We start from the raw sequence: 18,767 nt of genomic DNA, 5'->3' as shown, positions 1-18,767 counted from the left end.
TCAGACCGACCTCGTGCGGACGGCCTCGACAATCCGCTTCACGGCGGCCTCGACCGGGACGCCGTTGTCCTGGCTCCCGTCGCGGAAGCGGAAGGACACGGCCCCGGCCTCGGCGTCCTCCCCGCCGGCGATGAGCACGAACGGGATCTTGTCCTTGCTCGCGGTGCGGATCTTCTTCGGGAACCGGTCGCTGCCCGCGTCCACCTCGGCGCGGATGCCCTCGCGCTTCAGCTGCGCGACGACGTCGTACAGGTAGTCGTTGAAGGCCTCGGCGACCGGGATGGCGACGACCTGGACGGGCGCGAGCCACGCCGGGAACGCACCGGCGTAGTGCTCGGTGAGCACGCCGAGGAACCGCTCGACGGAGCCGAAGAGCGCGCGGTGGATCATGACGGGCCGCTGGCGCGTGCCGTCGGCCGCCTGGTACTCGAGCTCGAAGCGCTCGGGCAGGTTGAAGTCGAGCTGGATCGTGGACATCTGCCACGTCCGGCCGATCGCGTCGCGCGCCTGGACCGAGATCTTGGGGCCGTAGAACGCGGCACCGCCCGGGTCCGGGACGAGCTCGAGGCCCGAGGCCTCCGCGACCTCGGCAAGGGTGCGCGTGGCCTCCTCCCAGGCATCGTCGCTGCCGACGGACTTCTCCGGGTCCTTCGTGGACAGCTCGAGGTAGAAGTCGTTGAGGCCGTAGTCCTTGAGCAGGTCGAGGACGAAGGTCAGCGTCGAGGCGAGCTCGTCCTTCATCTGCTCGCGCGTGCAGTAGATGTGCGCGTCGTCCTGGGTCATGCCGCGCACACGGGTGAGGCCGTGGACCACGCCCGACTTCTCGTACCTGTACACCGAGCCGAACTCGAACAGCCGCAGCGGCAGCTCGCGGTAGGACCGTCCGCGGGAGCGGAAGATCAGGTTGTGCATCGGGCAGTTCATCGGCTTGAGGTAGTAGTCCTGGCCGGGCTTGCGCACCGTCCCGTCCTCGGCGTGCTCGGCGTCGATGTGCATCGCCGGGAACATGCCCTCGCGGTACCAGTCCAGATGCCCCGAGACCTCGTAGAGGTGGCCCTTCGTGATGTGCGGGGTGTAGACGAACTCGTAGCCGGCCTCGGTGTGGCGCTGGCGCGAGTAGTCCTCCATGGCCTTGCGGATGATCCCGCCCTTGGGGTGGAACACGGGCAGGCCCGAGCCGAGCTCCTCCGGGAAGGAGAAGAGGTCCAGCTCGGCGCCGAGCTTGCGGTGGTCGCGGCGCTCGGCCTCGGCGATGCGCTCCTGGTACTCCTTGAGGGCCTCCTTGGTGGGCCACGCCGTGCCGTAGATGCGCTGGAGCTGGACGTTCTTCTCTGATCCGAGCCAGTAGGCGGCGGCGGAGCGGGTCAGGGCGAACGCGTTGGAGATGAGCTTGGTGTTCGGCAGGTGCGGACCGCGGCACAGGTCGCACCACACGACGTCGCCGCTCTTGCGGTCGACGTTGTCATAGATCGTGATCTCGCCCGCGCCGACCTCGACGTTCGCGCCCTCCTTCGTGGCGCCCTCGGACTGGTTGTCCTTGGCGCCGAGGATGACGAGCTTGTAGGGCTCACCAGCCATGGCCTCGCGGGCCTCGTCCTCGGTCACGACCCGGCGGCGGAACACTTGGTTCTGGTTGACGATCTTGAGCATCATCTTCTCGAGGGTCCGCAGGTCCTCGGGCGTGAAGGGCTCGTCGACGTCGAAGTCGAAGTAGAAGCCGTCCTTGATGTACGGGCCGATGCCGAGCTTGGCGCCGGGGCGCAGCTGCTGGACGGCCTGGGCCATGACGTGCGCGGTCGAGTGGCGCAGGACGTTGAGCCCGTCCTCGCTCGCGATGTCCACGCCCTCGACGGCGGCGCCGTCCGCGACGGGCTGGTCGAGGTCCTTGAGGGCCCCGTCGACGCGCATGACGACGATCTCGCGGCGGCTGTCGAAGAGCTCGGTTCCCGTGGTGCCCGCCGTGACGGTGCGCTCCTCGCCGTCGACGGTGATGGTGAACTGCTGGGCATCTGGCACGGGGGTGTCTCCTCTTCGTCTGTCGGCTTCATAGCTTGTGGCGTACGGTGACCACAGCCAGCCACGGACAAGCGTATCGAACAACTCAGGCATGTACGGGCGCCGGGCGCCGGGCGCGGCGGCTCACGCGGCGGGGGTGTGCCCGGGCTCGGGCAGGACGGGGTTCTCGTGGTCCAGCGAGCCCTCGAGCTCGGCGAGGTCCCAGGCCATGTCGGCGCTGAGGCTGATCCCGCGCGGGCCGGTCCGGCGCGTCGTCCCGCGGATGAGGAGCAGGCGTGTGCCGAACAGCAGCGGGCCCGTCCTCTCCTGGGCCTCGGTGAAGAACACGGAGTCGACGCAGCCGGTCCCGTCGTCGACGCTGATGAACACGACCCGCCGCCCGCCGCGCATGGGCGGGGTCTGGGTCGCGACGCGCACCCCCGCGACGAGCACCTGGCTGCCGTTGCGCAGGGACAGGAGCCTGTCCGCCGTCGTCACGCCGAGCCGGTCCAGGAGCGGGCGGTGGCTGTCCATGAGGTGCGCGCTCGCGTCCACGGCCATGAGGTCCAGCTCCGTGCGGACCTTCTCCGCCGGAGAAGGCTCGGGCAGCCGCGCGGGCAGGTTGGCGAGCTCGACGTCCCCGATCTCGAGCGAGAGCTGCCCCTCGATCGGGGCGTCCCGCCGCGCCGAGGGGCGGGGCGCGAGCTCCGCGAGGTGGGCGACGAGGTCGGCCCGGCTCCCCCGCGCGCCCACCGCCCGGTGCAGCGAGTCGAACGCGCCGAGCTCGGCGAGCCGCCTCAGGCTCGAGCGGGTGAGCCTGGCCCTGTCCCGCACGTCGGCGATCGAGGCGTACGGCTGGCCCGCGACGATCCGGGCGAGCTCGCCCTCGGAGAGCCCGTAGATGCCTTTGAGCGTGAGCCTGATGCCGAGCCTGCCGGCGTCGGGCCCCGCGGCGATCCGCTCGACGCGGTACTCGTCCCGGCTCGCGTTGATGTCCACGGGCAGGATCGGGATGCCCATGCGCCTGGCCTCGGCGACGAGGAGCCGCTTGGGGTACATGCCCGGATCGTGCTCGAAGATCCCCGCGAGGAACGCCTCGGGATGGTGGGCCTTGAGCCAGGCCGACTGGTAGGTGGGCACCGCGAACGCGGCGCCGTGGGCCTTGCAGAAGCCGAAGCTTCCGAAGGCCTTGAGCGTCCCCCACACCTTCTCGATGACCTCGGGGCTGTAGCCGTTGGCCGCTGCGCGCTCGCGGAAGTAGGCCTCGACACCGGGCTCCTTGGCCTCGTTGCCGAGGAGCCGGCGGAACTCGTCCGCCTTCGCGAGCCCGCAGCCCGTGAACGTGTCGAAGGTGCGCAGGACCTGCTCGTGGAACACGGTCACGCCGTGGGTCTCGGCGAGATAGGGCTTCATGTCCGGATGCGGGTAGCGCTCCGGCGCGAAGCCGTGCCGGTGCTCGAGGAACGGCCGGACCATGTCGCTCTTCATGGGCCCTGGACGGAAGAGGGAGATGTCGATGATGAGGTCGTTGAACTCGCGGGGGGCCATCTTCCCCACGAGCTCCCGCTGGCCCGGGGACTCGATCTGGAAGCAGCCGAGCGTGTGCGTCGAGCGGATGAGCTCGTACGTGGCCTCGTCGTCGAGCGGGACGGCGTCGAGGTCGATCCTGGTCCCGTCGATCCGCTCGGCCTCCCGGACGGCGAAGGCCATCGAGCTCTGCATGCGCACCCCGAGGACGTCGAGCTTGAGCATGCCCATGGGGTCCATGTCGTGCTTGTCGAACTGGCTCATGGGCAGCCCCATGCCGCTGGGCTGGATCGGGGTGCGGTCGAGGAGCCCCGCGTCGCCGAGGATCACGCCGCACGGGTGCATCGAGATGTGCCGCGGGAGCCGGTCGAGCCGCTCGGTGAGGTCGACGAGGAGCTCGAGCTGCTGGTTCTGGCCCACCTGCTCGGAGAAGCCCCGCAGCTCGGGCTTCTCCGCGAGCGCCTCGCGGAAGTGGCTCGCGGAGAAGCGCCACAGCTGCTTGGCGATGTCCCCGACCTCCTCCTCATCGAGGCCGAGGGCGAGCCCGGCATCCCGCACGGCACCGCGGGCCCGGTAGCCGTTCTGCATGCTCATGAGGGTGACCCGCTCGGCACCGAAGCGCTCGAAGATCCTCCGGTAGACGTTGTGCCGCTCCGCGCTCTCGACGTCGATGTCGATGTCCGGCAGGGTCGAGCGGTCCCGGGAGAGGAAGCGCTCGAAGATCAGGTCGTGCCGCAGAGGGTCGACGTGGCTGATGCCGAGGAGGTAGTTCACGAGGCTCGACGCGCCGGAGCCGCGCGCGGCCGAGCGGACGCCCATCCCGCGGATCATCTCCGCGACCTCCGCGACGGTGAGGAAGTACGAGGCGAAGCCGAGGTCCCCGATGATCGACAGCTCGTGCTCGAGGCGGCCCTTGACCCGGGCGAACTCGCCCTCCGCGAGCGCGGGGAAGCGGCGCCCGATGCCCGCGTACGCGCGCTCGCGCAGTTGGCGCTGCGGCTCCCCCGTGATGCCGATGACCGAGGCCTCGGGAACGACCGGCCTCCCCCACCCTGCGTCCGCGACCGGGTCGAGCCGGCAGCGGTCGGCGATGCGCTCGGTGTTGGAGAGCAGGTGGTCGAGGTCCTTCCCCCCGAGCCCGGCGGCGTGGATGACCTCGCGGCCGAGGGCCTGCATGAGCCCGGCCGGCTTGAGCCAGCCCTGGCCCGTGGGCTGCAGGGAGGGACCGAGCGGGTACTCGCCGTCGCCGTCCAGAGGGGCGATGAGCCGCTCGAGCGGGGTGAGGGTGCGGGCGGCGTCGAGCACGTCCGCGGTGGCCGCGCCGTCCTCCTCGACGTAGCGCACGGCGTTGGTCAGGACGGCGGGGATGCCGTGCTCGTTCGCGAGCCGGAGCATGCGCACGGCGTGGCTCGTGCTCAGCGGCTGCCCGGGCGCGCTCAGGTGCGTCACGAGCTCGACGGCGAGCACCCCGACGGGCATCGCGTCGAGCCAGTCGCGGAAGAGCGTGCGGGGGCGCAGGAAGCGGCGCCCGCCCATCGCGCGCCCCACGTCCGAGTCCGGCCCGATCAGGACGGTCAGGACGGGCCGTCCGGTCTCCTCGTCGAGGCAGCGCGCGGCGAGCTCGGCGCGGGTCACGCCGGCGGGCACGGGGCTGTTGGCCTTCCCCGTGGTGTAGGCATGGGCGTCGGAGACGAGGCGGCACAGAGCCTTCCAGCCCGCCCCGCCGTTGCGGCCGTGCGCGAGCACGACGACGCGCCCCGCCACGCCTGCCGCGCCGCGCCGCTGTTTCGCGCCCGGGCGCGCGCCGCCGTCGTGCGCCTCCTCGGGGTCGGCGAGCAGGGCGAGGTCGACGCCGACGATCGGGTCGATGCCGTGCTCCCGGCAGGCCTTGAAGTGCTTGACGGCGCCGTAGAGGCCGTCGCGGTCGGTGCATGCGAGCGCCGTCGCGCCGTCGGCCTGCGCCGCCGCGGCGAGCTCGTCCGGCCAGGACACGCCGTAGTGGGCGCTGAACGCGCTCGAGACGTGCAGGTGCGTGAAGGATGCCGATGCCATGCGCCTCCCCTCAGGCCAGCCTGCGGGACATGGCCTCGCCGCGGTGCACGCGCAGGAGGCGCCACACCCCGGTGGCCCCGTAGCGGACGATCTCGAGGGTCACGGGCTCCTGGGCGGCCTCGGGGGACGCGCCCTCGGGCACCGCCTGGACCTGCCAGATCTCGTGGTCCACGAGCCCCGGCCCGTAGCCCACGGGTGCGCGGCCCTCGTCGCGCCACCAGGGCCGCCGCTCGAACCAGCGCACGGGCTCGGACGCGAAGCGGTAGTCGGTGCCCTTCCAGCGCAGGCGCTCGGGCCGCCCGTCGGCGGAGGACCAGACCTGCACCGCCTCGCTGAACATGCCCATCGGACGCTCCCGGACCCTGAAGAAACTGACGTTGACCTTCTGTGAACTGCAGTTCGCCTCGCAGTTGAGCTGCAGTTCGCCTCCCACTCGTATCGAATATATCTTCGAACCCTTCCAGTGTAGACCCGGCCTCCGACAGCCGTGAATGCCCTGCGCCTCCCCCGCCTCTCTCGTGCCGTCGAGGCCGCAGGACATAATGGCCCCATGTGCGGCAGATACGTCATGGCCCGGGCCGTCGGCGACCTCGTGGCGGAGTTCGACGTCGACGAGACCTACATCGACGAGCTGGCCCCATCGTGGAACATCGCCCCGACGGACCCCGTCCCCCTCGTCCTGGACCGAACCGACAAGGACACAGGCGAGGCCTCGCGCAAGCTCGTGACCGCCCGCTGGGGCCTCGTCCCGCCCTGGTCCAAGGACACGAAGGGCGCCGCGCGGCTCATCAACGCCCGCCGGGAGACGGTCACCGAGAAGCCCTCGTTCCGCAAGGCCGCGGCGACGAAGCGCGCGCTCGTCCCCGCCGACGGGTACTACGAGTGGGAGAAGCGGGAGCCTGCTGGGGCGGATGGGGGAAAGGGAAAGCTCGTCAAGGTGCCCACTTACCTGCACCCGGCCGACGGCGGGCTGCTCGCCTTCGCGGCCCTGTTCGAGAACTGGCCGGACCCGTCGCTGCCGCCCGACCACCCCGAGCGGTGGCTGCGCACGTGCACGATCCTCACCGGGCCGGCGTCGGACTCCTTGGGCTACATTCACGACCGCACCCCGGTCATCGTCCCGCGCGAGATGTGGGCCGACTGGCTCGACCCCGGGACGACGAAGGAGGCGGACGTGCGTGCCCTCATCGACTCGATGCCCGAGCCCCACCTCGTCCCCCGGATCGTGGGCGACATGGTCAACAGCGTGCGCAACAACGGCCCGGAGCTCATCCAGCCGGCCGACTGACGCCGTGCTGGGCCGAGCCCTTGCCTCAGTCGAGCCCCCTGCCTGAGTCACGGCCCTTAACCGAGCGCCCGGAATACCGCGCTGCCCCGTACCGTTGATTCGGAGGATCCCCGTTTTCCCATGACAGGAGCACACGCATGGACAGCTTCACCCCCGCCGACGGCACGATCACGATGTTCTCCACGACCTGGTGCGGCTACTGCACCCGGCTCAAGAAGCAGCTCGACGCCCAGGGCATCGGCTACACCGAGGTCAACATCGAAGAGGTCGAGGGCACCGCGGAGCTCGTCGAGCAGATCAACGGCGGCAACCGCACCGTCCCGACCGTGATCTTCCCGGACGGCTCGGCCGCGACGAACCCCTCGGCCGCGCACGTGAAGGAGAAGCTGGGCGTCTGAGCCCCCGCCGAAGTGGGGGGCCTGGGTCCCCACCTCGGCGGCACACACCCCCACTACGCGGGTCCACACACCCCCACGTCGGCGGCACACACCCCCACCTCGGCGTCAGACCGGCTCGAGGCGCACGACGACGGACTTGGACGCCGGCGTGTTGCTCACCTCCGCGGTCGCGCCCAAGGGAACGAGGACGTTCGCCTCGGGGAAGTACGTCGCGGCGCAGCCCCGCGCGGTCGGGTACGCGACGAGCCGCAGCCCGGGCAGGGTGCGGTCCACGCCGTCGTCCGCCTCGGAGTGGACGTCCACATGCTGCCCGTCGGCGAGGCCCAGCTCCGCGAGGTCGTCGGGGTTGACGAACAGGACGTGCCGACCGTTGTGGATGCCGCGGTAGCGGTCGTTGAGGCCGTACATCGTGGTGTTGAACTGGTCGTGCGAGCGCACCGACTGCAGGAGCAGGCGCCCGGCCGGCACGCGGATCGTCTCGAGCTCGTTGACCGTGATCCTGGCCTTCCCGGTCGCCGTGGGGAAGCGGCGCTCGTCCCGCGGCCCGTGCGCCAGCACGAACCCGCCGGGGCGCCGGATGCGCGCGTTGTAGTCCTCGCAGCCCGGCACGACGCGCGCGATCCGCTCCCGGATCGCGTCGTAGTCCGCCTCGAAGCCCTCCCAGTCCACCGGGTGCCCGGGCCCCAGGACCGCCCGGGCCATGCGCGCGACGATCGAGACCTCCGAGAGCACGCCGGGGGCGATCGGGGCGAGCTTCCCCTCGGACGCGTGCACGGCGCAGACTGTGTCCTCAACGCTCACGAACTGCGGCCCGGAGGCCTGCAGGTCCACCTCCGTGCGCCCGAGCGTGGGCAGGATGAGGGCCTCCTCGCCGGCGAACGCGTGCGTCCGGTTGAGCTTCGTCGAGATGGCCACGGAGAGCCGCGCCCCGCTCAGGGCCCGCTCGGCGACGGCGGTGTCCGAGATCGCCGAGACGAGGTTCCCGCCGAGCGCGACGAACGCCTTGACCCGCCCGTCCGCGAGCGCGCGGATGCTCTCGACGGAGTCGAGCCCAGGCTCGAGCGGCACGTCGATCCCGAACTCGGCGCCGAGCCGCGTCAGGAACGGCTCGGGCATCCTCTCCCAGATCCCCATGGTCCGGTCGCCCTGGACGTTCGAGTGCCCGCGGATGGGCGACGGCCCCGCGCCCGGCCTGCCGATGTTCCCGCGCAGCAGCAGGAGGTTGACGATCTCCCGGATCGTGGGGACGGCCTTGCGGTGCTGGGTCAGCCCCATGGCCCACGTGATGATGGTCCGCTCGGAGGCGATGTACCGCGCGGCGAGCTCGTCGATCTCCTCGTCCCGCAGCCCGGTCGCGGCCCGCACCTCGTCGTCGTCGAGCGCCGCCATGTGCGCGGCGAAGGCCTCGAGCCCCTCGCAGTGCTCGTCGAGGAAGGCCTGGTCCAGGACCGTTCCCGGCGCGGCGGCCTCCGCGGCGAGGACGCGCTTGGACACCGCCTGCAGGAGCGCCATGTCGCCGGCGAGCCGGATCTGCAGGAACTGGTCCGCGAGGTCGGTGCCGTGCCCGAGGAGCCCGCGCGGTCGCTGGGGGTTGCGGAAGTTGATGAGCCCGGCCTCCGGGAGCGGGTTGACGGCGACGATCTGCGCCCCGGCCGCCTTGGCCTCCTCGAGGGCCGTGAGCATGCGCGGGTGGCACGTGCCGGGGTTCTGGCCCATGATCACGATGAGGTCCGCCTTCGCGAAGTCCTCGTACGAGATCGCGCTCTTCCCGACGCCGAGCGTGGCCCCCATCGCCGCGCCCGTGGACTCGTGGCACATGTTCGAGCAGTCGGGCAGGTTGTTCGTGCCGAAGGAGCGCACGAAGAGCTGGTAGGCGAACGCCGCCTCGTTGCTCGTCCGGCCGGACGTGTAGAACGTGGCCTCGTCGGGCGAGGCGAGCGCGGCGAGGGCGCGGCGGACGACGGCGAACGCCTCCTCCCAGCTGATCGGGACGTAGTGGTCGGTCCCCGGATTCCGGTAGACGGGCTCGACGAGCCGTCCCTGCTGGCCGAGCCAGTACTCGGTGCGCCCTCGCAGCTCGCTGAGCGGGTGCTCGGCCCAGAACGAGCTCGGGATCCGCAGCGGCTCGGCCTCCCAGATGACCGCCTTCGCGCCGTTCTCGCAGAACTCCGCGACCTTCCGATCGGGCGGGTCGGGCCACGCGCAGCTCATGCAGTCGTAGCCGCCGCGCTGGTTGAGGTTCGCCAGGGCGGTTGCCGCCCGCACCGCCCCGAGCCGGGACACGGCCAGCGGGAGGGTCTCGGCCACGCTCTCGAGGCCCGCGGCCGAGCGCCTCGGCGGCCCTACCGTGAGGTGCGAATCGTCGACGTCGTGTGTGGGCGGCTTCCTCGCCATAGCTGAAGGTCTAGCACCGGCGCCCGGGATCGGCAACGGGGAATCCTCGAAGGAGGGCTCAGGCGAGCGCGCCGTGCTCTCGGTACATCGCGAGGAGCGCCGCCTCGACCTCGTCGACGGCGAGGCCCGGCACGAGGTCGTCGGCGGCGCCGGCCGTGGCCGGGTCGAACGGGAGGTCGAGGGCGCGGTAGACGTCAGTGAGGACCGCCCGGACGGGCACGGCGTCGCTCACGACGAAGACCGAGGAGAAGAGCCACGCCCCGGCGACCACGCGCTGGGCCGTGCCGACGAGCTTGACCCGGCCGGCCGCCGTCGTGAGCTCGGGATCGTCCGCCCCGGCCAGTACCCCGTCCGGGACGCCGTGGACGCTGAACTCGCCGGGGCAGTACTCGCCGGGGATCTCCCCGACCCGTGCATCGACGCCGAGGGACCGCAGGACGCGCGCGTAGAGCTCGCCGAAGACCTCGAAGCGATGCCGGTGCCCGACCATCGCCTCGTGCGCGGGCTCGATGTGGTCCACGATGAGCGTGCCGCCGTGGTAGGCCGCCGCCCGGCCCCCGGCCTTGCGCACGACGGGCTCGAAGCCGTGGGCACGGGACGCCTCACGTGCCGCCTCGAACCCCGGCAGGCGCGTGTCCCGCTGCCCGAACGCCATGGTGGGCCGCGGCCGGTAGAGGCGCAGGGTCCCGCCGCGGAGCCCCCGCTTGACCTCGTCGAGGAGTTCGGCCGCCCCGCCGAGCTCGGCGGCCGCGCCGGAGCCCGCGGGCAGCCCGGCGACGACGTCGAGGCGGACGGAGCCGCCCTCGTTCCACTCCGCCATGCCTCAGGCCCTGCGCAGGGTCAGGATCTGCTCCGCCCGGCCGAAGGGCCCGCTCGCGTCGTGGAGCACGGAGGACGTGAGCCCGATGCCGTCGGTGCCGAAAGTGACGGCGTTGTCGATCCCGAGCCATTCGCCCGTGGGCTCGCGGTACAGGTGGATCTGGAGGTCCACGTTCGGGAAGGCCCAGCTGCCCGGGCCCGGGGGCACGCGGGTCGCGATGCCGTTGGCCGTGTCCACGAGGCCGATGAGGCGCACCCAGTCCGGGCTCGGGACCGCCCCGACGAGCGGGTGGGACGTGCGGATCCACACGGTCCCGCGGCCGGAGCGGTGGTGCGGGGCCTGGTACATCTCGAGGGAGCGGATGTAGCCGCCTGGCCACTCGGAGCCGTACCAGCGCTCGCACTCCTCGACCGGGGTGATCGGCGCGTCCTCGACGGCGGCGACCTCGGAGCTGTCGCTCGTGACGAGCCGCCACGCGTTCGCCCGGATCGCGACGCGCCCCGCGGCGGTGAGCTCGGCCTCGAGGAGCTCGATGGTCCTGCCTGGGCGGGCGGTCCGGACCGCGACCTCGAACTCGCCGGCGTGGATGAGCCCGAGGATCTCATAGCTCAGGCGCGCGAGCCGCATCCCGGGCCGGGCCTCATGCTGGGCGAGGCAGTGGGCGATGATGCCGGACGCCGGGGCCATGTGCTGCTCGTGCGGGTTCCACGCGCCCTGGGCGTGGATCGTGGAGCGGAAACGGCCGCCGCCGAGGTCCTCGTAGTAGGAGTCGCCCTCGGCCAGCTCCGGCAGCTGCGCCGTCCATTCAGACGCCTGCGTCACGTCCCGCTCCTCTCATGGCCTGCCCTACTCTGGGCGGCCTCGTCCACAGTATCGCGGGGCCGCCGAAGGCGCCGGACCAGGAGCACGCGCACGACGGCGGCGAGCACCGCCGCGCCCGCCACGAGCCACAGCCACGGGGAGGCCAAGGCGGAGTCGACCCACAGCTCGATCGCCGCGAGGCCGATCGTCGCGTAGAGGAAGGCCCACGCTGCCGAGCCCACGACGGCCGCGGGCAGGTAGTGCTTCAGGCTCATGCGCGCCGAGCCGGCGGCGAGGTGGATCGCGGTCTGGAGCCCCACGGTGAGGTAGGCGAGGACGACGGCGATCGGCCCCCAGCGCTCGATGAGCCGGCCGGCGCGGGCCAGCGCCCAGGCGGGGCGGGGGCGCGCGAGGCGGGCCGAGAGGCGGCGGCTGTGCGCGAGGCCCGCCGCGGCGCCGCGGCCGGCCCAGTAGGTCGCGTTGGTGCGCAGGAGCACGATGCAGAAGAGGATCGCCACGGCCAGGGCGAAGGGCAGGGAGAGGATCGCGTCCATGCGCACCTCCCGCCGTGAATTGCGCAAGCTGCCCCTTGCGCAATTCACCAGCTTAGCCGATCCCCAGCGCCCGCCCCGCGCCCGGCAGCGCGGGTTGCCTCTTGGGCCCTCGACACCGTCCCGGCGCGCTGCTAGACACGGGAGGTGGCTGTCATCGGCTTCCATGCCTCACACGAACAGATCGGCCCGGCGCAGCTCCTGCGCGACGTCCAGCATGCCGAGCGAGCGGGCTTCCAGGGCGCCATGTGCTCGGACCACATCGAGCCGTGGTCTGCCCGGCAGGGCCACTCGGGGTTCGCGTTCTCCTGGCTCGGTGCGGCCCTGGCCACGACGCGGCTGCGCTTCGGCGTCGTCAACGCGCCGGGGCAGCGCTACCATCCCGCCGTCGTCGCGCATGCCGCAGCGACGCTCGGGTGCATGTTCCCCGGCCGCTTCTGGATCGCCCTCGGCAGCGGCGAGAACATGAACGAGCACATCACGGGCGATCCGTGGCCGCCCAAGGAGGAGCGGCAGGCGCGGCTCGAGGAGAGCGTCGACGTCATCCGCCGGCTGCTCGACGGCGAGGAGGTGACCCACCGGGGCCTCGTGCGCGTGGACCGGGCGCGCGTCTGGGACCTCCCCGACCCGACCCCCGCCCTCGTCGCGCCGGCGGTGACGGCAGAGACCGCCGCCCGCTCGGCCCGCTGGGCCGACGGGCTCATCACCGTCCACCAGGACCACGCGACGCTGCGGGAGGTGCTCGCGGCCTACCGCTCCCGCGGCGGGCACGGCAAGGCCGTCCTGCAGGTGCACCTCTCCTGGGCCGAGAGCGACGACGAGGCGATCGCGATCGCGCACGACCAGTGGCGCTCCGGCGCCGTCCCCCACCCGCGCACCTGGGACGTCGCGACCGCCGCCGAGTTCGACGAGGCCGGCCGGGACGTGACCGAGGAGCAGGTGCGCGCCACGGTGCTCGTCTCCCCCGACCCCGAGCAGCATGCCGCGTGGCTCCAGGAATTCATCGACCTCGGCTTCGACGAGCTCTACCTGCACCACGTCGGGAAGGAGCAGAGCGGCTTCATCGAGACGTTCGGCCGGAGGGTCATCCCCGCCCTGCTCACGACCGAGAACCTCAGCCCCGCCGACGAGCAGGTCACCTACTGAGGGAGCCTCCATGCGCATCACGGACACGTCCGACCTGTGGTGGAAGACCGCCGTCGTGTACTGCCTCGACGTCGAGACCTTCTTCGACTCCGACGGCGACGGCATCGGGGACCTCGCGGGCCTCGCCCAGCGCGTGGACTACCTCGCCGAGCTCGGCGTCACGTGCCTGTGGCTGATGCCCTTCTACCCGACTCCCGACCGGGACGACGGCTACGACGTGACCGACTTCTACGGCGTCGACCACCGCCTGGGCCACCACGGCGACCTCGTCGAGCTCATCCGCACGGCCAAGGACCGGGGGATGCGCGTCATCGCGGACCTCGTGGTCAACCACACCTCGGACCGGCACCCCTGGTTCAAGGCCGCGCGCTCGGCGAAGGACAGCCCCTACCGCGACTTCTACGTATGGCGCTCAGACCCGCCGCCGGACACGTCCCGCCAGGTCGTGTTCCCGGACCAGGAGCAGTCGATCTGGACCCTCGACGAGAAGACCGGCGAGTGGTACCTGCACCACTTCTACAAGCACCAGCCGGACCTCAACGTGGCCAACCCGAGGGTGCGGGACGAGATCGCGAAGGCCATCGGCTTCTGGCTGCACGTGGGCCTGAGCGGCTTCCGCGTCGACGCCGTGCCCTACTTCCTCTCGACCGCGGGCGTCGACGGGAAGGAGCTCGGGCAGTTCAGCGACCCGCACGAGTACCTGCGGGCGCTGCGGAAGTTCATGGGCCGCCGCAGCGGCGAGTCGGTCCTCCTCGGCGAGGTCAACCTCCCCTACAGGGACCAGCTGACCTACTTCGGCGGCCCCGAGGGGGACGAGCTGACGATGATGTTCGACTTCATCGTCATGCAGAACACGTACCTCGCGATGGCCCGGCAGGACGCCCGGCCGCTCGCGAAGGCGCTCCGGAAGCGGCCGCAGATCGCCCCAGACAACCAGTGGGCCACGTTCGTGCGCAACCACGACGAGCTGACCCTCGACAAGCTCTCCGAGGAGGAGCGGCAGGAGGTCTTCGCCGCGTTCGGCCCCGAGCCCGAGATGCAGGTCTACGGCCGCGGACTCAAGCGGCGTGTCCCTCCCATGCTCGACGGCGATCCGCGCCGGATCCGGCTCCTGTACTCGCTGCTCTTCACGCTCCCGGGCACGCCCGTCCTGTACTACGGCGAGGAGATCGGCATGGGCGAGGACCTCTCGGCCGAGGGCCGGATGGCCGTGCGCACCCCCATGCAGTGGACCGCGGAGCCGAGCGCCGGCTTCTCGGCCGCGCCGCCGAACCGCCTCGTGAGTAGGATCCCGGGCGGGGGCTACGGGCCGGCGCACGTCAGCGTCGCCGCGGCCCGCCGCGACCCCGACTCCCTGCTGAACTTCATCACGCGGCTCGCGCAGCGCTACCGGGAGTGCCCGGAGCTGGGCTGGGGCCAGTGCGAGGTCCTCGACCACCGTGCCGATGCCGTCCTCGCGCACCGCTGCACGTGGGAGGACGCGGGCTTGCTCGCGGTGCACAACCTGTCCTCCGAGGCCGTGAGCTTCCGGCTGGACCTCGGCGAGCCGCCCTCCGGGCCCTCCCCGGACGGCGGGCGGAGCTGGGACGGCGTCGTGCTGCTGGACCTGCTCTCCTCGGGTGACATCCCGGACAGCGGGCTTCCCGTCGCGGCCGACGGCGGCGTGGAGCTCGCGCTCGACGGCTACGGGCACGCGTGGCTGCGCATCCAGCACCCCGGGATGCGGCGGATGATCTGAGCCTCCTTGCGCCACGGCCCGCACCGCGTTCGCGAATCCGTGCGGGGCAGCCGGGACCTGTCAGGTCAGCCGGTCGAGGCGCTCGCGGGCCCTCGCGACGGCCCGGCGCTCCTGCTCCGCGAGGCGCGCGGCGAGCCTCCGGGCGCGCCCGGCGAGGCCCTCCTCCCGCTCGGCGCCGTCGAGGTCCTCCTCGAGCTCGGCGACCCGTGTGCGCAGCCCGGCGAGCTCGCCCTCGAGGGACTCGCGGCGGGACGTGGCCTCCTCCGCCTGGCGCTCGGCGTCCTCGAGCTCGGCCTCGGCCGCCGCAAGGGCCTCCTCGGCCTCGGCGAGGTCGGCCTGCGCCTCCTCGCGCTCGCGCCGCCTGGCCTCCTCCGCCTGACGCTGCGCCTCCCGGCGGGCCTCGGCCTCCTCCGCCTCGAGCCGCTTCACCTCCTCCGCCTCGGCCTTGGCCCTGTCCTTCGCGGCCATGTCCCTGTCCGCCCGTTCCGTCTCCGCATCCACCGCGGTGGAGTCCGGCTTCTTCCCCTCGGTTTTCGACGTTGCCGTCTCCGAGGTCGCCGTCTCCGAGGTCGCCGTCTCCGAGGTCGCCGCCGTGGCTCGCGCTGCCCTCGCCGTCGTCCGCGTCCCGGTATCCACAGTCTCGACGGCAGCGCGGGTCCCGCCGTCGGCCAGTGCCCCCGGCACGGCGACGGCCCCCGAGAGGTCCGCGGGGCCGAAGCCCCCGCCCGCGAAGGGGCGCACGAGCAGCCCGCTGCGCACCGCCGCGGCGGCGTCCGGGTCCCCCATCGCGGCGCGCAGAGTCTGCTCGATCTCGCCCGCCGCGGCATCGGAGATCGTGACCCCGAGCGCCTCGGCGGCGGAGCGCGCGCGGCGGACGGCGGCGGCCAGCACCTGGCTGCGCTGCTGCCCCAGCGCGCGAAGCCGCCCGGCGTCGAGCATCTCCTGCGCGTCGCGCATGGCCGCGCCGAGGTCGAGCACGGGAGCCAGCTCCTCCGGGTGCTGCCGGGCGATCAGGTTGACGGCCCACGCGGACGCCGTGGGCTTGGGCAGCCGGGCAACCTGCTTGGCGAGCAGCGGGTGCCCCTCGGTCTTCGCGTCCTTGGCCCGCCGGTTGCGCGCCGCGGTGAACTCCGCGGGCAGCAGGGCGTAGAGCTCGGCGGCGACGTCGGCCAGGTCCATGCCTCGCATCATAGGCGCCGGGCCCAGAGCCACAACGCCGCATCGCAACACGCTGCTATCCGGCCGGGATAACGGCGTGTTGCGATGCGGCGTTGTCAGCCGGAGGTGAGGGCCGCCGCCTTGCGCACGAGGACGGTGCGCTCGCGGTCGTTGGCGCAGAGGCGGGCGGCGAGCTCGAGCTCGGCCCTCGCCTCGTCCCGGCGGCCGAGCCTCGCCAGGAGCTCCCCGCGGACGCCCGGGAGCAGGTGGGAGCCGGCGAGCCTTCCCGACACGACGAGCTCGTCCACCATCCCCAGCGCTTCGGCGGGCCCCACGGCCATGGCGACGGCGACGGCGCGGTTGAGCTCGACGACGGGCGAGGGCGCGACGCGGCCGAGCGCCTCGTACAGCAGCACGATGCGCTCCCAGTCGGTCTCCTCGACGGAGGGCGCCGAGGCGTGGCACGCGGCGATCGCGGCCTGCAGGCCGTAGGGCCCCAACCCGCGGCCCGCGGCCTGGGCACGCTCGAGCGCGGCCGTGCCGCGCCGGATCGCCGAGCGGTCCCACAGCCGGCGGTCCTGATCTTCGAGCAGGATCGCCTCGCCGTCGGGCCCGGTGCGCGCGGGGAAGCGGGCCGCGGTCAGCTCGAACAGCGCCAGGAGCCCGTGCGCCTCCGGCTCGCCGGGAAGCGTCGCGACGAGCATGCGCGCGAGCCTTATGGCCTCCCGCGCGAGGTCGGTGCGCAGCAGGCTGTCGCCGCTCGTCGCCGTCGAGCCCTCCGTGAAGACCACATAGAGCACGCTCAGGACGGCGGCGAGCCGCTCCCGGCGCTCGTCCGCGGGCGGCACCTCGAAGGGCACCGCCGCGGCCGCGATGGTCTTCTTGGCCCGCGTGATGCGCGCCTGGACGGTCGCCACCGGGACGAGGAACGCGCGGGCGATCTCCTCGCTCGTCAGGCCCGCGACGACGCGCAGGGTCAGGGCGATGCGGGCCTCCGGGGAGACCACGGGGTGGCACGCGGTGAAGACGAGGGCGAGGACGTCGTCGTCGACCCTGTCCGGGTCCCAGAGCAGGCCGTCGGCGCGCTCGGGCGGGACTGCCGCCCCCGTCGTCGTCTGCCCCTCCGCGAGCTGCCCCGCGAGCAGGCCGTACCGCGCGTCGAGGGCGGAGCGCCGGCGGAACGCGTCGATCGCGCGGCGCCGCGCGGCCGAGAGCAGCCAGACGGCCGGGTTGGCCGGGAGGCCGTCGCGGTCCCAGGCCACAAGGGCCTCCGCGACGGCCTCCTGGGCCACGTCCTCGGCGAGGGCGAAGTCGCCGGTGTAGCGGGCGAGCGCGCCGACGATCCGCGGCGACTCGATCCGCCACACGGCCTCCACGGCCCGCCGCGCCGGCCGCGCGGCCTGCTCAGTCGGGCTCAGAGCTGGCCCGTCCGCTCGCGCCACGCGCGCTCCCTGACGATCCACTCGTTGTCCTGCGGGAACTCCTCGATACCGGGCACGCGGCGGATCTCGCACTTCGAGCCGGGCACGGCGGGCATGCGGCGGGCCCACTCGACGGCCTCCTCCTGGGAAGCGACGTCGAGGATGTAGAAGCCGCCGAAGAGCTCCTTCGTCTCGCCGTAGGGCCCGTCGGTGACGACGGGGGTCTCGCCGCTGTAGTCGACGACGACGCCCGTGGAGGGGTCGTCGAGGCCCTCGGCGGCGACGAGGACGCCGGCCTTGATGAGCTCGTCGTTGAACCGGCCCACCGACTCGAGCATCTCGTCGAACGGCGTGTCCATCATCGCCTTGAGGGACTCGTCGGTGTTGCGCCAGATCAGCATGTACTTGGCCATGGTGGTTCTCTCCTGGAGTGTCGTCGGGGTCGCCTCTCGACCCTTTCATCCCTAGGTCGAACGGGAAAGGCGCAGATCGACATCCGGGCAGGGATTTTCTCTTCTTCTCCTGTGCCGGCCGGCGGACGACGGCGCGTGGCCGCCGCCGGGGCAGGGTCAGGCCGCCGCCGCGGGGCGTCACGGCGTCGGCGTCGTGGTGGCTCCCGTCGGGAGAATCGTCCCTGTCGCGCCCGGCGTCGCCGGGCTCATCGTCCCGTCGGTGGCGGTGTCCGTGCCGCGCGTGGCCGGGGACGTCGTCGTCGGCCTGGTGGTCGTTGTCGTCGGGCTCGGTGAGGGCGAGGTGGCCCGGTCCAGAACCTCGTTGACGAGCCCCTCGAGCTCCGTCCGGTCGTCGTCGGAGAGGCCGGCGCCGCTCTTGGTGGCGACGACGAGCAGCCTGCCCTCCGCGCCGGAGACCTGCATGAGCATGTCGGAGGTGTTGTTGTCGCGCGTGCTGACGGTCCCGAAGGTCTCGTCCGCGTTGGTCCTCGCGTCGAGCTCCTCGCTCGAGACGGTGGTCCGCTGCCCGAGGACCTCGACGGTGAACGTGGAGCAGCCGCCCATCTTCCCCCTGATGTCGCTGAGGATCTGCTTGGCGTTGGGCCCCTCGGAGCCGGACTGTGCCGAGACGGTCCTCGGCTCCTGGCTCTCGGAGATCGCCACGGCGACGGAGCCGCGGTCCACGCTCGTCTCGAGACCCGCCGTCGCGATCTCCTTGCAGTCCGCGGGGTCAACGGTGGCAGCGTCCAGGAGGATGTCCCCGAGGCCCTTGCCCTGGGCAACCTGTGCCTCGGAGTAGAGCCTGAGCTCGTTGCCCTCGGAGTCGTGCAGGCCGCTGATCAGGCCCCGCAGCTCGTCCGCGCTGTACACGCGGTCCGGCGTGGCGGTCGCCGTGGGCGAGGCCGTCGGCCCTCCCCCGCCCGTGCAGCCAGCGACCGTCAGCATCGCCGCGGCGGCGAGTCCGGCCGGCGCCACCCTCCTCATGTCCATCGTGCCCCTCCCTCGTGCGATCCAGTGCTTGCCCCG

Annotated in this window: 15 protein-coding genes; 4 read left to right on the top strand and 11 right to left on the bottom strand. The window is 72.5% G+C overall.

Features of this window, described 5'->3' with window-relative positions; genetic code table 11:
• From thrS to BV907_RS01110, 3 genes are all read right to left on the bottom strand, one after another.
• A complete protein-coding gene (thrS, locus tag BV907_RS01120; protein ID WP_077487801.1) occupies positions 1-2,016 on the bottom strand; it encodes a threonine--tRNA ligase in 2,016 nt (671 codons plus the stop codon).
• 123 nt (positions 2,017-2,139) lie between these two features.
• Positions 2,140-5,574, bottom strand: coding sequence for a DNA polymerase III subunit alpha (locus tag BV907_RS01115; protein ID WP_077487800.1), 3,435 nt, complete (start codon positions 5,572-5,574; stop codon positions 2,140-2,142).
• Positions 5,575-5,584: 10 nt separating this feature from the next.
• Positions 5,585-6,007, bottom strand: a complete 423-nt coding sequence (locus BV907_RS01110) for a DUF6504 family protein (RefSeq protein WP_342745490.1) — start codon at positions 6,005-6,007, stop codon at positions 5,585-5,587.
• A gap of 117 nt (positions 6,008-6,124) precedes the next feature.
• Between BV907_RS01110 and BV907_RS01105 the strand changes: the two genes are divergently transcribed.
• Positions 6,125-6,862, top strand: coding sequence for an SOS response-associated peptidase (locus tag BV907_RS01105; protein WP_077487799.1), 738 nt, complete (start codon positions 6,125-6,127; stop codon positions 6,860-6,862).
• Positions 6,863-6,999: 137 nt separating this feature from the next.
• Positions 7,000-7,260 (top strand): mycoredoxin, encoded by a 261-nt coding sequence (locus tag BV907_RS01100; RefSeq protein WP_077487798.1) that lies wholly within the window; start codon positions 7,000-7,002, stop codon positions 7,258-7,260.
• Positions 7,261-7,365: 105 nt separating this feature from the next.
• Here the strand turns inward: BV907_RS01100 and BV907_RS01095 are convergent, their stop codons facing one another.
• From BV907_RS01095 to BV907_RS01080, 4 genes are read right to left on the bottom strand one after another with little or no spacing between them, the layout of a single operon-like run.
• Positions 7,366-9,654: an FdhF/YdeP family oxidoreductase gene (locus BV907_RS01095; protein ID WP_077487797.1), complete on the bottom strand. Its 2,289-nt coding sequence runs from the start codon at positions 9,652-9,654 to the stop codon at positions 7,366-7,368.
• Between the two features lie 58 nt (positions 9,655-9,712).
• Positions 9,713-10,474 (bottom strand): lipoate--protein ligase family protein, encoded by a 762-nt coding sequence (locus tag BV907_RS01090; protein WP_245827711.1) that lies wholly within the window; start codon positions 10,472-10,474, stop codon positions 9,713-9,715.
• 3 nt (positions 10,475-10,477) lie between these two features.
• Positions 10,478-11,296, bottom strand: coding sequence for a thioesterase family protein (locus tag BV907_RS01085; protein ID WP_077487796.1), 819 nt, complete (start codon positions 11,294-11,296; stop codon positions 10,478-10,480).
• A complete protein-coding gene (locus BV907_RS01080) occupies positions 11,293-11,829 on the bottom strand; it encodes a DedA family protein (protein WP_077487795.1) in 537 nt (178 codons plus the stop codon). Before BV907_RS01080 ends, BV907_RS01085 begins: the two co-directional genes overlap by 4 nt.
• Before the next feature lie 144 nt (positions 11,830-11,973).
• Here BV907_RS01080 and BV907_RS01075 point away from each other — a divergent pair, with 144 nt between their 5' ends.
• Positions 11,974-12,972 (top strand): TIGR03885 family FMN-dependent LLM class oxidoreductase, encoded by a 999-nt coding sequence (locus BV907_RS01075; protein ID WP_077487794.1) that lies wholly within the window; start codon positions 11,974-11,976, stop codon positions 12,970-12,972.
• A 10-nt stretch (positions 12,973-12,982) separates the two neighbouring features.
• Positions 12,983-14,710, top strand: coding sequence for an alpha-amylase family protein (locus BV907_RS01070; protein ID WP_077487793.1), 1,728 nt, complete (start codon positions 12,983-12,985; stop codon positions 14,708-14,710).
• A gap of 60 nt (positions 14,711-14,770) precedes the next feature.
• Here the strand turns inward: BV907_RS01070 and BV907_RS19525 are convergent, their stop codons facing one another.
• The 4 genes from BV907_RS19525 to BV907_RS01050 all read right to left on the bottom strand — a co-directional run bounded on the left by BV907_RS19525 (position 14,771) and on the right by BV907_RS01050 (position 18,731).
• A complete protein-coding gene (locus BV907_RS19525) occupies positions 14,771-15,889 on the bottom strand; it encodes a hypothetical protein (RefSeq protein WP_077487792.1) in 1,119 nt (372 codons plus the stop codon).
• 95 nt (positions 15,890-15,984) lie between these two features.
• A complete protein-coding gene (locus tag BV907_RS01060; RefSeq protein WP_077487791.1) occupies positions 15,985-17,310 on the bottom strand; it encodes an RNA polymerase sigma factor in 1,326 nt (441 codons plus the stop codon).
• Entirely contained in the window at positions 17,283-17,702 is a 420-nt protein-coding gene (locus BV907_RS19195) for a YciI family protein (RefSeq protein ID WP_077487790.1), read from the bottom strand. Before BV907_RS19195 ends, BV907_RS01060 begins: the two co-directional genes overlap by 28 nt.
• 177 nt (positions 17,703-17,879) lie before the next feature.
• Complete coding sequence (locus BV907_RS01050; RefSeq protein ID WP_245827710.1) at positions 17,880-18,731, bottom strand: hypothetical protein; 852 nt, start codon at positions 18,729-18,731, stop codon at positions 17,880-17,882.
• Positions 18,732-18,767: the final 36 nt, after the last annotated feature.

Source organism: Sinomonas mesophila, assembly GCF_001999765.1.
Classification (GTDB): domain Bacteria; phylum Actinomycetota; class Actinomycetes; order Actinomycetales; family Micrococcaceae; genus Sinomonas; species Sinomonas mesophila.
This window is presented reverse-complemented; position numbering and strand designations above follow the sequence as displayed.